The organism is Amycolatopsis orientalis (assembly GCF_000943515.2).
In the GTDB taxonomy this organism is placed as follows: Bacteria; Actinomycetota; Actinomycetes; order Mycobacteriales; family Pseudonocardiaceae; genus Amycolatopsis; species Amycolatopsis orientalis.
Window position 1 is genome coordinate 4,626,739 of record NZ_CP016174.1, and the last position, 14,085, is coordinate 4,640,823.

The 14,085-nt window shown below is 71.5% G+C and carries 16 protein-coding genes; 9 read left to right on the forward strand and 7 right to left on the reverse strand.

What is annotated here, in order from left to right:
- Window positions 1–64 precede the first annotated feature (64 nt).
- Window positions 65–892, forward strand: coding sequence for a Rossmann-fold NAD(P)-binding domain-containing protein (locus SD37_RS20270; RefSeq protein ID WP_044853363.1), 828 nt, complete (start codon window positions 65–67; stop codon window positions 890–892).
- A gap of 32 nt (window positions 893–924) precedes the next feature.
- Window positions 925–1,416 carry an anthrone oxygenase family protein gene (locus tag SD37_RS20275; RefSeq protein ID WP_083255021.1) on the forward strand — a complete coding sequence of 164 codons (492 nt, stop codon included), beginning with the start codon at window positions 925–927 and terminating at the stop codon, window positions 1,414–1,416.
- Window positions 1,417–1,496: 80 nt separating this feature from the next.
- On the opposite strand, the gene SD37_RS43830 is transcribed toward SD37_RS20275, so the two are convergent.
- From SD37_RS43830 to SD37_RS20290, 4 genes are all read right to left on the reverse strand, one after another.
- Window positions 1,497–1,823, reverse strand: coding sequence for a hypothetical protein (locus tag SD37_RS43830; RefSeq protein WP_236725430.1), 327 nt, complete (start codon window positions 1,821–1,823; stop codon window positions 1,497–1,499).
- Window positions 1,824–1,842: 19 nt separating this feature from the next.
- Window positions 1,843–2,145: an alpha/beta fold hydrolase gene (locus SD37_RS43835; protein WP_236725431.1), complete on the reverse strand. Its 303-nt coding sequence runs from the start codon at window positions 2,143–2,145 to the stop codon at window positions 1,843–1,845.
- A 74-nt stretch (window positions 2,146–2,219) separates the two neighbouring features.
- Entirely contained in the window at window positions 2,220–3,455 is a 1,236-nt protein-coding gene (locus SD37_RS20285) for an RNA polymerase sigma factor (RefSeq protein WP_044853364.1), read from the reverse strand.
- Window positions 3,452–4,585, reverse strand: coding sequence for a glycosyltransferase (locus tag SD37_RS20290; protein ID WP_044853365.1), 1,134 nt, complete (start codon window positions 4,583–4,585; stop codon window positions 3,452–3,454). The genes SD37_RS20285 and SD37_RS20290 overlap by 4 nt, the downstream gene beginning before the upstream one ends.
- Before the next feature lie 83 nt (window positions 4,586–4,668).
- Between SD37_RS20290 and SD37_RS20295 the strand changes: the two genes are divergently transcribed.
- Genes SD37_RS20295 through SD37_RS20315 form a run of 5 tightly spaced genes read left to right on the forward strand, consistent with a single transcriptional unit; the run spans window position 4,669 to window position 8,236 of the window.
- Window positions 4,669–5,706, forward strand: a complete 1,038-nt coding sequence (locus SD37_RS20295) for a hypothetical protein (RefSeq protein ID WP_044853366.1) — start codon at window positions 4,669–4,671, stop codon at window positions 5,704–5,706.
- A gap of 38 nt (window positions 5,707–5,744) precedes the next feature.
- Entirely contained in the window at window positions 5,745–6,032 is a 288-nt protein-coding gene (locus tag SD37_RS20300) for a hypothetical protein (protein ID WP_044853367.1), read from the forward strand.
- Window positions 6,029–7,426, forward strand: a complete 1,398-nt coding sequence (locus SD37_RS20305) for a WXG100 family type VII secretion target (protein WP_044853368.1) — start codon at window positions 6,029–6,031, stop codon at window positions 7,424–7,426. Before SD37_RS20300 ends, SD37_RS20305 begins: the two co-directional genes overlap by 4 nt.
- Window positions 7,413–7,958, forward strand: coding sequence for a hypothetical protein (locus tag SD37_RS20310; RefSeq protein WP_044853369.1), 546 nt, complete (start codon window positions 7,413–7,415; stop codon window positions 7,956–7,958). Before SD37_RS20305 ends, SD37_RS20310 begins: the two co-directional genes overlap by 14 nt.
- A gap of 23 nt (window positions 7,959–7,981) precedes the next feature.
- On the forward strand, window positions 7,982–8,236 hold the full coding sequence (locus SD37_RS20315) for a hypothetical protein (protein WP_044853370.1): 255 nt from the start codon (window positions 7,982–7,984) through the stop codon (window positions 8,234–8,236).
- 6 nt (window positions 8,237–8,242) lie between these two features.
- Here SD37_RS20315 and SD37_RS20320 read toward each other — a convergent pair whose 3' ends face one another.
- Window positions 8,243–9,037, reverse strand: a complete 795-nt coding sequence (locus SD37_RS20320; protein WP_044853371.1) for a TetR/AcrR family transcriptional regulator — start codon at window positions 9,035–9,037, stop codon at window positions 8,243–8,245.
- Window positions 9,038–9,107: 70 nt separating this feature from the next.
- Between SD37_RS20320 and SD37_RS20325 the strand changes: the two genes are divergently transcribed.
- Together SD37_RS20325 and SD37_RS20330 are read left to right on the forward strand one after the other, a co-directional pair.
- Window positions 9,108–11,825 (forward strand): DEAD/DEAH box helicase, encoded by a 2,718-nt coding sequence (locus tag SD37_RS20325; RefSeq protein ID WP_044853372.1) that lies wholly within the window; start codon window positions 9,108–9,110, stop codon window positions 11,823–11,825.
- Window positions 11,822–12,982, forward strand: coding sequence for an SWIM zinc finger family protein (locus SD37_RS20330; RefSeq protein WP_044853373.1), 1,161 nt, complete (start codon window positions 11,822–11,824; stop codon window positions 12,980–12,982). The genes SD37_RS20325 and SD37_RS20330 overlap by 4 nt, the downstream gene beginning before the upstream one ends.
- Here SD37_RS20330 and SD37_RS20335 read toward each other — a convergent pair.
- Together SD37_RS20335 and SD37_RS20340 are read right to left on the reverse strand one after the other, a co-directional pair.
- Window positions 12,919–13,566 carry a DUF4865 family protein gene (locus SD37_RS20335; RefSeq protein ID WP_044853494.1) on the reverse strand — a complete coding sequence of 216 codons (648 nt, stop codon included), beginning with the start codon at window positions 13,564–13,566 and terminating at the stop codon, window positions 12,919–12,921. The genes SD37_RS20330 and SD37_RS20335 overlap by 64 nt on opposite strands.
- Window positions 13,567–13,603: 37 nt before the next feature.
- Complete coding sequence (locus SD37_RS20340; protein WP_052675049.1) at window positions 13,604–14,035, reverse strand: hypothetical protein; 432 nt, start codon at window positions 14,033–14,035, stop codon at window positions 13,604–13,606.
- Window positions 14,036–14,085 lie beyond the last annotated feature (50 nt).

The following is a 14,085-nucleotide window of genomic DNA, read 5'->3' on the forward strand; positions in this document are numbered from 1 at the left end:
ATGAAACATGGAATGGAGCCTTTGAACTATGTCGCGTCTCATTCCAGGGCGCTTGACTAAGGGCATGACAGAGACGAAGAACAACGAGACGGTGCTGGTCCTCGGTGCGACGGGCAAGACCGGGCGCCGGGTGGCGCGGCGGCTGACCGACCAGGGGATCGAGGTCCGGAAGGCCTCGCGCCCGGTGTTCGACTGGGACGACCGCTCCACCTGGACGGCGGCGGTCACCGGCATCGGCGCCGCCTACCTGACCTACTACCCCGACCTCGCCTTCCCCGGCGCCGCCGAGGCGATCCGCGACTTCTCGAAGCTGGCCGTGGACCACGGCGTCCGGCGGCTGGTGCTGCTGTCCGGCCGCGGTGAGGAGGAGGCCGTGGTCAGTGAGGAAGGTGTGCGCGAGTCCGGTGCCGAGTGGACGGTCGTGCGGTCCAGCTGGTTCGCGCAGAACTTCAGCGAGCACTTCCTGCTGGAACCGGTCCTCGCCGGTGAGATCGTGCTCCCCGCCGGGCAGGTGACCGAGCCGTTCATCGACGTCGAGGACATCGTCGACGTCGTGGTGACGGCGCTGACCACCGACGGGCACGACGGCCGGGTGTACGAGCTGACCGGGCCCCGGTTGCTGGGTTTCGCGGACGTGGCGGCGGAAATCGGCAAGGCTGCGGGGCGGGATGTCCGGTACGTTCCGGTCTCCGCGGCGGAGTTCGCGGCGGGGGCGGCCGAACAGGGCGTGCCGGAGGAGGAGATCGAGGGCCTGACCGACCTGTTCACGCGGATCCTCGACGGCCGGAATGCCTCGCTCACCGGTGACGTAGAACAGGTGCTGGGCAGGCCCGCGAGGGACTTCTCCGACTATGCCGCGAAAGCCGCGGCCACCGGGGTCTGGAATCGATGAAACGAACGGGAATCGGAAGGGAGGCGACAGGAGTGTCGACGCTGAGCACGGTCATCCTGATCGCGGCCGTCATCGCGGCGGGGTTGATCGCGGGCTTGTTCTACGCCTACACGTGCTCGGTCATGCCGGGGCTGGGGCGGGCCGACGCCCGGACCTATGTGACCGGGATGCGGGAGATCAACATCGCGATCCTCAACGGCTGGTTCGCGCTGAGTTTCGGCGGCGCGCCCCTGCTCGCGGCGGTGGCGGCGGCGCTGCACTTCCGGTCGGAGCTGCGATCCGCGTTGCCATGGCTCATCGCGGGGTTCGTCCTGCTGCTGGTGATGCTGATCGTGACCATGGCGATCAACGTGCCGTTGAACAACGCGCTCGAAGCGGGTTTCGACGGCGACAGCACCGACTTCGAGGCGCTGCGGGCGAAGTTCGAAGGCGTCTGGGAACGGTGGAACCTGGTCCGGACGCTGGCCGCGATCGGCGGCTTCGGCGCACTGGTGGGCGGGCTGATCGTGCACGCCCGCGCCTGATCCGCCGCCGCGCGTGTCATGAGGGGTCCCCCTAGGACGAATTTCGTCCCATGGGGACCCCTCATGACATCCCCCAGGCCTCAAGCGCCGAGAGCCTCCCGGAGCAGCGGAGCGAACGCCGCGGCCTCGGCGGCGAAACCGCCGTGGTCACCGGGGAAATAGGCCGGCTCCACGCCGAGACGGCCGGCGGCGAGCACCGCGGCCTCGTGCGCGGGCTGCCCGGCCGATTCCTTGCCGACGCCGACGATGATCCGGGTCCCCGACGCCTTCAGCGCTTCGTAGTCCGGAGTGAAGTCCCCGATCATCTTCATCAGGTGCACGACGAAGAACTCCATGTTCTTCCGCATCTCCGTCGGGAGAGCGCCCGCGTCCCTCTCGAAACCGGCAGCGGCCGTGAACCTCGCCATCGCCGCCTCGATGCCCCGTTCATGGTGGACAGCCCCCACTGGACGCGAAGATCACCGCCGGTTCCGTCTGCACACTGTCGAGCAGCCTGAGCGCGTCGTCGGCGTGGACCTCGATCCGTTGCTCCTCGTCGGGATCGTCGAGGGTGCTGCGGGAGATCCCGCGCGGGTCGTAGGTGATCACCGTGTGGTGCTCCGCGAGCAGGCCCGCGATCGGGGCGAACATGCCGGAATCGGCGGCGCCACCGGGGATGCACAGCAGAACGGGACCGCTGCCGGTGACGGTGTGGTGCAGGCGGGCGCCGGGGACGTCGAGTACGGCCATCGGAATGACCCCTTCCTCTTTCGGGACTTGTCGCCCATCGACGAACGGCCCCGCCGGGGACCGACACCCCGCTGTCAGGAGATTTCGGCGAGTTTTCCCGCCAGGTAGGCGCGCTCGGCGTCGGTGCCGGTGAGCGCCAGCGCTTCGCGGTACGCGTCGGCGGCCTCCCCGAACCGGTCGAGCCGCCGGAGCAGGTCCGCGCGGGTCGCGGGAAGCAGGTGGTAGCCGGGCAGGCTGCCGTCCGCGGTGAGCTTGTCGACCAGTTCGAGCCCGGCCTCGGGGCCTACGGCCATCGCGACGGCCACCGCCCGGTTGAGTTCGACGACCGGCGAGGGCACGAACCGCAGCAGTTCCCCGTAGAGCGCGGCGATCTGCGCCCAGTCGGTGTCGGCGGCGCGCGCCGCGGTCGCGTGACAGGCGGCGATGGCGGCCTGGATCTGATACTGCCCGGGGACACCGCGGCGGAGCGCGGTCTCCAGCAGTTCGGTGCCCTCGGCGATCTCGTCGGCGTTCCAGCCACCACGATCCTGATCCTCGAGCGAGACGAGCGTGCCGTCGCCGTCGACGCGGGTGGCACGGCGGGCGTCGTGCAGGAGAAGCAGCGCCAAAAGCCCGAGGACCTCCGGTTCGCCGGGCATGAGTTCGGCGAGGACCCTGGCGAGCCGGATGGCCTCCGCGGACAGGTCCGGGCGCAGCAGATCGGTGCCCGCGCTGGCCGAGTAGCCCTCGTTGAACAGCAGGTACAGCATGCCGAGTACGGCGGCGGTGCGTTCGGGCAGCAGGTCGGCGGGCGGGACGCGGTAAGGGATCCCGGCGGTGCGGATCTTCCGTTTCACCCGGACCAGGCGCTGCGACATCGTCGCCTCGGAGACCAGGAACGCGCGGGCGATCTCGGCGGTGGTGAGCCCGGCCAAGGTCCGCAGTGCGAGCGCGACCTGGCCTTCCATCGGCAGTGCCGGGTGGCAGCAGGTGAAGATCAGCCGGAGCCGGTCGTCGCCGACGCCGCTGTCGTCCCACTCCGGCTCGGCGCTGCCGGCGGCCAGGTCGGCGGCTTCCCGCAGTTTCTCCGCGCCGACGGCTTCTCGGCGGATCCGGTCGGTGGCGCGGTTGCGGGCGGTGGTGGTGAGCCAGGCGCCGGGTTTCGCGGGGATGCCGTCGCGGGGCCAGGTGCGCAGCGCGAGCGCGAAAGCCTCCTGGACGCATTCCTCGGCCAGATCCCAGTCGCCGGTGACGCGGATCAGGGTCGCGATCACCTGACCCGACTCCTCACGGAACGCCCTGGTGATCGCGGCGTCGAGTTCGCCGGTCACCGGAGCAGCCCTTCCAGCAGCGGAACGGTCTCCTCCGGCGGCGGGTACGCGGTGACCTCGTCCCGCAACCGCCCGGCCGCCTCCCGGTAGGACGGTTCCCGCAGCACCGAGGACACGGCGTCACGGATGTCCTCCGGTGTCGCGTCGATGACGTCGAGGACCTTCCCGAGCCCGAGTGCGACGGCACGATCGCCGTTGTGGGGCTGGTCGGCGCCCATCGGCAGCAGCACCATCGGCAGACCGTGGGTGATCGCACCCAGGAGGCTGCCCGAGCCGCCGTGGTTGAGGACCGCGTCGCAGTACGGGAGGACGTCGTCCTGCGGGAGGTAGTTCGCGAGGTGGATGTGCTCGGGCTGGCGGCCGAACTCCGCGGGGTCGATGAGGTTCCCGACGGTCACCACACAGGTCGCGTCGACCTCCCGCAGACCGGCCAGCACTCGCGCGAACAGATCGCCGCACTCGGTGTTGAAGATCGTGCCGAGGGTGAAATAGAGCCCTGGGCGGCCCTCGACATGCCACTCCGGCACCGGACCGCGGCCGGGAACCGGTGTGTGGAAGGGCCGCGTGGCCGGCGGCAGCGGGAACCGGGGATCGCGGAAGCTCGCGGGGAAGGGCGAGAGCACGAGATGGCGGTGGGCCGGCTCCAGGTTCCGTTGCGGGGGAAGCCCGTGGACGGCGCGGACGTCGTTGAGCGCGTCGTCCACGAGGCCAGGCCGGATGAGGGCGCCCGCCGCGGTGACCAGGACGGTCGCGTGGGGGAGACCGAGCTTTTCCGCGGCGATCATCGGGCCGAGATCCGCTTCGTCGCAGACGAGGAGATCCGGCGCCCAGGTGTCGCAGAGCGCCAGGACGTCCTCCGCGCGCCGGGGCGCGGTACGGCGGACGAAACCGTCGCGCAGGTCGGCGTCCTCGCGGTCCCTGTCGACGGGGAGCAATGGGCGGCGTTCTCCGTCGCTGCCGAGATTCGGGCCCGACGGGAACATGGTGAACCCGGCCGCCTCGACGACGGGGACCATCAGCGGCTCGCCGGTGAACGCGATCGTGTGCCCCGCGTCGGCGAGCGCGCGGGCGATCGGGACGAGCGGCCGGAAGTGGCCGTTGCCGCCGGCGAAGGTGAACAGGACACGCACGTGGACGACCCTATCGGCGGGACCGACGGTTTTCCCGGCGTTGCCCCGCTTCCCACCCCACCGGGCAGCGCTACCCTGCGGCGGTGATCGATACGGACGCCGACGAGGTCCGGCTGTGCGCGCTGGAAGGCTGCGAGAATCCTTTGCCACCGCCCGCGGTGGACGCCGACGGGAAACGCAAGGGCGGACGGCCTTCGGCTTATTGCAGTAAGACGCACGCAGACGCGGCGTCGCGCGCCCGGCGGGCCGCCGCGGTGGCGAGCGTGGCCGATCCGCTGCTGGAGGTCCGCCGGATCGCCGACGAGTTCACCCCGGCGGCGTCGTCGCTGGTGGAATCGCTGGACGCGATGCGCGCGCGGTTCGACGACGCCGCCGGGGCGGCCTTGGGCCGGGTCACCGAAGCCGAGACCGAGGCGGCCACGGCGCGGCGCGAGGCCGAGGAGGCCCAGCAGGCGGCGGCGAAGGCCGACACGGCGCGCGCGACGGCGCTGGCCGCGTCCCGCGACGACAGGATGGCCAAGGCCAAGGCCGAACGCACCGCCGAGCAGGCCTTGAAGGACGCGGAGGAGACCCGCCAGCGTGCGTGGGCCGAGATCGCGGCGCACGAACGGGCCCGGGGCGCCGCCGAAGCCGCGACCGTCGCCGCGGAACGCGCCCGCGACGCACTGGTCTCCGATCTCCGGACACTGCGCGAGGACTTCGCGGCCGTGCGAGCGGAAAAGACGCGGCTGACCGCGGAGCTTGGCGAGCGCGACACCGCACTGGCGCGGGCGGTGGCCGAACTCGAAGCCTTGCTGGACCGGCTCGACGAGGCGAAGGCCAGGGCGACCGTGTCCGAAAAGGACTGTGCCGCGGCACGGGCGGAATCCGCCGCGCTCCGAGGCGATCTGGAGGGGGTCCGCGCCGAGCTGGCGCGGGAGCACACCGCCCGCAGCCTCGCCGAAGCCCGGGCGACCGCGCTGGCCGAGGAACTGGAGCGGGCACAGGCCCGTGCCGCCGCCGACCAGGCACGCTACGACGACGTCGTCCGTCAGCTGGCCGAACTCGCCCGCCCTCCGGTCGCCGAGGAAGCGACCGCCCCTTCGCCCGAATCGCCTGTGGAGACTCCCGAGCTCCCGTAGAGTGCCGCTGACCTATCCAGGGTTGGGGGTCAGGGGCTGTGAGCGGGTACGAGGTCGAGATCGGTCAGCTGCGGAACGCGGCCAAGGCGGCGGGCTCCGCGGCGGATCAGGCCAGAGCCGTGGAACCGGGCGCCGGCCTGGACGCGATCGCGACGGCGTTACCCGGTGGCGAGGCCGCGAAGAGCGCGCCCACGCTGGCCTCCACGTTCACCGAGCGCGCGAAGGGGTGGGCCGGCGAGATCGACCGCTGGAGCGAATCGATCACGACGGCCGCGAAGGCCTATTCCGAAAGCGAGAAGTCCGCGGAGGAGGCGTTCGGACGATGACGGTCGGCTACCACGACGTCCGCACATGGGACGCCGAAGCGCTCGACGCGACGGCCACCAACCTGGGTGGGCGGCGGGACAAACTCCTCGGGCTGCAGGACGAACTCGACGACGCCAGGAAACTGCCCGACTGGCACGGCCCGGCGGGCGAGCGCGCCCGCGATTCGCTGGGCGAGACACGGAACAACGCCGAGACCCTGATCGCGGGACTCTCCGCCGTCGAAAGCGCCCTGCAGAACGCGTCGGACGACGTGTCCGCACTGAAGACCAGGGTCGCCAACAACGACTCCCTCGCCGGCACCTACCAGTTCCGCATCGCCGCCGACGGCGCGATCGTGGACGACAAACCCGCCGACCCACCGCCGAAGTCCCGGTTCGAGGCCGAGGAGTACGCCGAGTCCCGGCGGCACCGCGAAACCATCAGGAAGCAGCTGGAACAGGAAACCAAGGCGATCCTCACCGCGGCGAACAGCATCGACGCCACCCTCGCCCGGGTGATGCGGCTCGCGCGGGACGGGGAGATCAGCGACCACGGAGCGACCACCCTGGCCGGCGCCAGGAAGGGCGGGGAGATCGACGCCCAGGTGGTCGAGATGGAGCAGGCCCTGCGCGACGCGGGTCTGCTGAGCGGGCCGCCCGCGTCCGGTCACTACCGGCAATGGCTGGAGAACGCCGTACGCCGGGGCGTCTCGATCGACACCATCAAGAAGATCGCCGACGAACACGACATCACGCCGGAGGACTTCAAGGTCCTCGACGGCATGGAAGAGATCCGCGAGGACGAGGACGGCGACGGGACCTTCAAGTCGTACTTCCTGATGCCGACCGACATCAGCGGGGAGGACGCCGCCAAGGCGGTCCGGATGACCTACGTCCTGAACGCGGGCACCGACTACGGCACCGAAGGCGAAAAGACCGACTTCGCGTCGACGCCGTACGGATCCGAGGAGCTGCGGCGGATCACCGACCGGCAGCGGGAGAACTCCTGGAGCTACGACGACGACGTGGGTTTCGTGCACGGCAACGGCGGGCGGCTGGTGACCACGCCGAACGGCATGATGATGGGGCTCGGCGGAAATCTCGTCCAGGACCAGTTCAGCCAGCGCGGCGGCACCACCTGGGGCGACACGTTCATGCTGAACATCGACGACCCGAAGGATCCGGCGCAGCAGCTTCGCGAGGTCGCCAAGTCGGGCCACGCCTGGTACGAGGGCGACAACGGCGCGTCCCAGGGCTCGCTCGACATGGACCGGCTGCTGCACCACGAAGAGCGCCATTCCCAGCAATGGGGCCGCGAGGGCTACACGGGGTTCCTCGCCTCCTATGCGTGGGAGCAGGTCACCGGCGGCAACGAAACCGAGGAAGACGCGGGACTGTCCGATGGCGGCTATTAAAAGGGTCGCCTGTGCCGCCTTGCTCGTGGCGGTGGTGACGGGGGCGTGTGACACCAAGGCGCAGTTCGCGCCGTCGCTGCCGCCGGAGGCCGGGTTCCGCGCCGACGACGGTGTCCTGAAACTGTGGACGGGCACCCCGTGCGAGGGCGTCACCGGCCTGAGGCTGACCTTCGACTCCGGCACCAAGGAGAGCACCGAGCAGGTGTGGACCGCGCCGCGGCCGGGGGTGCGGGTCGAGCGCCTGGACCTGCTGACAACGGCCGGGGAATCCTCTGTGGACACCGGTGGCCTCCAGGTCCGGACACCGCTGCCCGCGGAGTACGACTGGACCAAGGCAGGCTCGGTCAGCGTCGCCGTCGACGGCCCGAAAGCGTACGGTGCCAAGGCCGACGTCGCCCAGGTGCTGCGCGAGTCGGCCCGGCACCCGGCCGGGAGCTACCTGTTCGGCCGGAGCGGCTGGCTGGACGCGGCCGACGTCCAGCGCGAGAACCGGAAGTCGTTCCTGACCGTCTGCACTCCCGATCCGGAGTGACGTCGCCACCAGCGGAGCCGCCCATGGACACGCCAGACGACACCGGCCGCACGAGTACCTCGCGGACGGTGTTCCGGCGCGTCGTGCTCGGCGCGTTCGCCTGCGTCGCCGCGGTGATCGTGCTGCTCGTCGGCCGCGTGGTGCTCAGCGCGATCGGCTCGGCCTCCGATCCGCACGGCTACGGGATGTTCGCGGGGATCCTGTTCACGGCGGTCCTGACGCCGGTCGCGCTGGCGCTGTGGCTGCTCTACCGCGCACTGCGACGCCGCGGCAGGTGACCCGGCTCAGGAGGGCAGTTCCCGCTCCGCCCCGCGTGCTGCCCCGTTCACCAGCTGCTCCACGCCGTCGAGGATCCGTGCCAGGCCGAACCGGAAGGTGTACAGCGGCGCGCTCGCCGCACCGTGTGCCTCCCCGGCCGCCTGGCCGATCCGCGCCGCCAGCGGGAACAGGCCCGCGTCGGCCTCCGGGATCTCCGCGAGCACGGGGGCGCTGGCCGTCCACCACTCCATGTCCGTCATCCCGGACCGGCGCACGAGACTCGCCGACTCGACCGAGCCCCGCGCGATGCCCTGGACGTATCCGTTGACCATCGCGACCACGGCGTCCATCTCCAGGTCGGTGAGCCCGATCGCGTCGATGGCGCCCAGCTCGCGTTCGTGCTTGGCGAAGGTGTTCGGGCCGAGGGGGAGACGGCTGGTGATGAGCTGGAGCATCCACGGATGCCGGTGGTACATCTCCCAGGCGTCCTCGGCGAGGATCGTCATCGTCACCCGCCAGTCGTGGCTCGGTGGCGGATCGGTCAGCTCGCCGTGCACCCGGTCCATCATCAGGTCGAGCAGCTCGGCGCGGCTGGGGATGTAGGTGTAGAGGGACATGGGGGAAACGCCGAGCCGTTCCGCGCCCCGCCGGACCGACAGCGCGGCGATCCCCTCGGAGTCGGCGAGTTCGATCGCCGCGGTGACGATCTCCTCGACGGTCAGCTTCGGCTTGGGGCCACGCCGGGGTTTGTCCCGCACGCCCCAGAGCAGTTCGATGGTCCGCCGTGGATCGCCCGTGCCGGTGTAGTCCGCGTACGTCATCTCTGTTCTCTCTACGGTGTACGGAGTTTGTGTTATCCTGAACTGTACACCGTACAGAGATTGGGGTTGAGTGACGTCTCACGACGGTTTCGACAGTGTCGTGTTCGAACCGAAGAACCCGGCTCGGACCAGCGGATTCGTCTTCTGGAACGCCGACGGTGACCGGCCGGGGACCGGGGAGGTGACGGTCGCCCTCCCCGAGCTCAGGACAGTGCCCTGCGTCCGGCTTCCGATGGCCGAGGCACTTCCCGCCCTCCTGCGGCTGCAGGCCAGTGCCGATCCCTCCGCGCGCTTCTGGAGCATGGCGGCCACGGCGGCGCTCAAGCTCGCAGAGGCGGGCCGCCTGCTGCCCGGACTCACCGAGTCCGACGTGGACGCCTGGCGGGCCGGGCCGCTGGAGGCCGCCGAAGCCGCGTGGCTGCACCGGCTCGCCGAGGCGATGCCACCCCGGGCCCGGGCGCTCCCCAGGGAGGGAAACCTCCTCCCGGCGAGGTATCCGCTGCTGCGCGCGTTCCTGGACGCGGTCGCCGACACCCTGCCCCGGACACCCGCGGCCGCGCAGGCGACCGGCGTCAAGGCCTTCGCCGCCCCGCCGTCGCATCGGGTCCCGGAGCTGCGGGACTGGGCGGCCGAGGTCGCGGCCGGGCTGGACTCCGGCGTCCGGGTCTCGCTGCGCGTCGAGATGCCCGGCGACGACTTCGCCGACGGGCGCTTCCGCGGGGTCGTCCAGGTGCACAACCTCGCCGATCCGGGCGTGGTGGGCGACGCCGCCGCGCTGTGGGCGGGCGACGACAGGTTCGGCCCGCGGGCCCGGATCGACGTGATGCTGGCGCTGCGCCGCGCGGCCCAGGTGTGGCCGCCGCTGGAACCGCTGCTCAACGCGGCGGTCCCGGACGAGGTCGGGCTCGCCGACTCCGACGTCACCGAACTCCTCACCACCGGCGCGCCCCTGCTGGCCACCGCGGGTATCGAGGTCCACTGGCCCGCAGTGCTCGCCCGAGACCTGAGCGCGAAGGCCGTCGTCGGCGGCGGTGACGCGCCTCCCGACGACCTCCCGTCGTTCTTCGCGGGCGGGAAGCTGCTGGAGTTCGACTGGCAGCTCGCGCTCGGCGGTGCCGCGCTCACCGCGGCCGAGATGGACGCGCTGGCCGAGGCCCACCGTCCCGTGGTGCGGCTGCGTGATCAGTGGGTGCTCGTCGACCCGGCGCTGGCGGCGAAGGCGCGGGACCGGACCCTGAAACCGCTGACCCCCATCGACGCACTCGGCGCCGCGCTGAGCGGGACGGCCGAGATCGACGGCGAACGCGTCGACGTCCTCACCGACGGCTGGCTCGCCGCGCTGCGGGAACGGCTGCTCGCCCCGCCCGAACCGCAGGCCCCGCCGCGGGGCCTGGCCGCGACCCTGCGCGACTACCAGCTGCGCGGCCTGCAGTGGCTCACCGCGATGACCTCGATCGGGCTCGGCGGCTGCCTCGCCGACGACATGGGTCTCGGCAAGACGATCACGCTGATCTCGTTGCATCTGCAGCGCGCGGACGGCCCGACGCTGGTCGTCTGCCCGGCGTCCCTGCTGGGCAACTGGGAACGCGAGATCACCCGGTTCGCCCCCGGCGTCCCGGTGCGACGGTTCCACGGCACGGAACGCTCGCTCGAGGAACTCGGCAACGGTTTCGTGCTCACCACCTACGGCACGCTGCGCGTGGACCCGGGCCCGCTGGGCGCCGTCCACTGGGGACTGCTGGTCGCCGACGAGGCCCAGCACGTCAAGAACCACCGCTCCGGCACGGCGAAGGCGCTGCGGACGCTGACGTCGTCGGCCAGGGTGGCGCTGACGGGCACGCCGGTGGAGAACAACCTCGCCGAACTGTGGGCGATCCTCGACTGGACCACTCCCGGTCTCCTCGGCACGATGGCCGACTTCCGCCGGGTGTGGGCGAAACCGGTCGAGTCCGGAAAGGACCCCGAGGCCGCGGAGCGGCTTTCCCGGCTGGTCCGCCCCTTCCTGCTGCGGCGGCGCAAATCCGATCCGGGAATCGCGCCGGAACTGCCGGCCAAGACCGAAACCGACCGGCCGGTGACGCTCACCGCCGAGCAGGCGGCGCTGTACGAGGCGACGGTGCGCGAACTGATGGCCGAGATCTCCGCCAGTGAGGGCATCGCGCGCCGCGGCCGGATCGTCAAGCTGCTCACCGGGCTCAAGCAGATCTGCAACCATCCCGCGCAGTACCTGAAGGAACCGGCGGACGCGGTGCTGGACGGCCGGTCCGGCAAGCTCGAACTGCTCGACGAACTCCTCGGCACGATCATCGCCGAGGACGGCGCGGTGCTGGTGTTCACCCAGTACGTCGCCATGGCGCGGCTGCTGGAACGGCATCTCGCCGCCCGCGGGATCGGCACGCAGCTCCTGCACGGCGGCACCCCGGTGCCTAAACGCGAGGAGCTGGTGCGCCGGTTCCAGGCCGGTGAGGTGCCGGTGTTCCTGCTGTCGCTCAAGGCGGCCGGGACCGGGCTCAACCTGACCCGCGCCGATCACGTCGTGCACTACGACCGCTGGTGGAACCCGGCGGTGGAGGACCAGGCCACCGACCGCGCCTACCGGATCGGGCAGACCCGGCCGGTACAGGTGCACCGGCTCATCGCCGAGGGCACGGTCGAGGACCGGATCGCGGCGATGCTGCGGGAGAAACGCGCGCTGGCCGACGCGGTGCTCGCCGGCGGCGAGGCCGCCCTGACCGAACTGACCGACACGGAACTGGCCGAACTGGTCGAGCTGAGGAGCCGCCGATGAGCACCCCCGACGACCGCGTCCGCGGCTTCCCCGCGTTCGGCGCCCAAGGTGGCCGCGGCCAGTTCGCCCGCTCGTGGTGGGGCCGCGCGTGGATCAGCGCGATGGAGGACACCGCGCTGGACCTGCGGCAGCTCAAACAGGGCCGCAAGTACGCCGCGGCCGGCCGGGTCGGGCCGATCACGGTCAGCCCCGGCCGGATCGCCGCCGTGGTCGACGACCAGGAAGGCCAGTACCGCACCGAGGTCCGGCTCGCGGAGCTGACCGAGTCCGAATGGGAGCACTTCCTCGATCGCGTCGCCTCGCGGGCCGGGCACCTCGCCGCGCTGCTGGACCGGGACATGCCGCACGACCTCGTCGAGGCCGCGGACGACGCCGGGGTGCACCTGCTGCCCGGCATCGGGGACCTCGACCCGGACTGCGACTGCCCCGGCTGGGAACTGCCGTGCCGTCACGCGGCGGCGCTGTCGTTCCAGGTCTCCTGGCTGCTCGACGCCGATCCCTTCGTGCTGTTGCTGATGCGGGGCAAGGGGGAGCGGGAACTCCTCGACGAGCTGCAGCGGCGCAACGCGCCTCGGTTCGTGCGGACCGGGGACGACGACACCTCCCCGGAGCGCGCCTACGCCGACGAACCGGGCCCGCTGCCCGACGTCGCCGAGTTCGTGCCGTCAGCGGGCCCGACAGTGCCCGCCGCACCCGGCATCCCCGCGGAGACCTTCGCCCTGCTGGTGGCCAACGCCGCCCAGATGGCCGGTGCGCTGCTGGCGTCCCAGCCGAAGCTCACCCGTAAACAGGACGCCGTCCGCCTCGCCGCCACCCGGCCGGAGAGCGCCGGACGGCTGCGCCCGGCCGAGGGTGGTGAGGACTTCGACCGCGCGGTGCTCGCCTGGCGGCACGGCGGCCGAGCCGGTCTCGACGTGCTGGAAACCGCCTGGACCCCGCCGCCCCAGGCGATCGGCCGGGCCAGGGCGGCCTTCGCCGAGGTGGTGGACGATCCCGGCCAGGGTCTCGACGTCGAACGCAACCACTGCGCCGTCCGCGGGACGGGCGTGGAGATACGGCTGGGCAAGGACGGCCTCTGGTACCCGTACCGGGATCAGTGGCCCGCCGGGACGCCCGAAGCCGACCCCGGGGTGCTGCTCGCCGCGCTGCTGGGCTGATCCCACTGCCGTCCTCGCCGCAGCTCGCCCAGCCGCGGCGAGGACAGGTGGAGGATCCGGTACCGGACCTCGTCGGACTCCGGCGCCTGGTCACGCCACAGGCTGTAGCGCACCACCTGCCAGGTCCGCGGATCGACGGCCAGCGCCCCCGAATGCGCGCCGTCCTGCCCCAGGTGCTCGAGAAGCCCGTCAAGGGCCTCGCCCAGGAAGACGACCGGATCGGCCTCGGCGGGGATCGTCGTGACGTGCTTGCCCGCCGCCAGGGGAGCGGTGCCGAACGCGGGTCCTTCCTCGAACCCGAGGACGGTCCAGTGCTGCACCGCGGGACGCCCGAACGACTCGATGATGCCGGTGAACGGCCCGCCGAACAGGAAGGCGTTCATCCCGGCTTCGTCGTGCCACAGGTAGAAGGGGGAGTACTGGTTCAGTGTCGAGCCGTCGACGCCGCGCTCCCGGATCCCGTACACCTTCAGCCCCAGGCCGCCGAAGTCGTCGAGCAGATGGCCGCGGGTGGCGACGCGTTCGCGGATGACGCCCATGTCGTAGTCGGCGGGGAGGGTGATCTCGTACTGCATCGCATGCATGCCGTACATACTAGTAGGTACAGAGTGCGGCCGGTCGCTATTTCTTGCGGAGCCGGAGGATTCCCTCGTTGCCCTGTACCGCGACGACGACGATCACCTGGCGGTTGATCTGGTGGGCCATCCCGGCCGGGCCGGACACCGCCGCACCCATCCCACCCGACGCCGGGGCGAGCCCCACCTTCCCGGCCTGGATCGCGACCGCGAGCGGCCCCGCGCCGCCGTCGTTGGGGATCTGATCGCCGTTGCGCACCAGCACCTCGCACTCACCGTCGGCGCAGGCCCGCAGATCCCGTCCGTCCGCGGCGACGAACGGCGCGCCGGACGGGGCCGCCGCCCCCAGCATCGGCGCGCTCTCCGCGGAAGGCCCCGAACTCGCCGCCGCGAAGATCGGCGTCGGGGCGGCCGTCGCGCAACCGGCGGCGAACAGCGCCAGGGGAACCAGGACCAGGCATCTTCGGCGATCGACCATGACCGACGAACGTAGCCGACGCGGGAGCCCTTGCATGCACCCGAATTCCG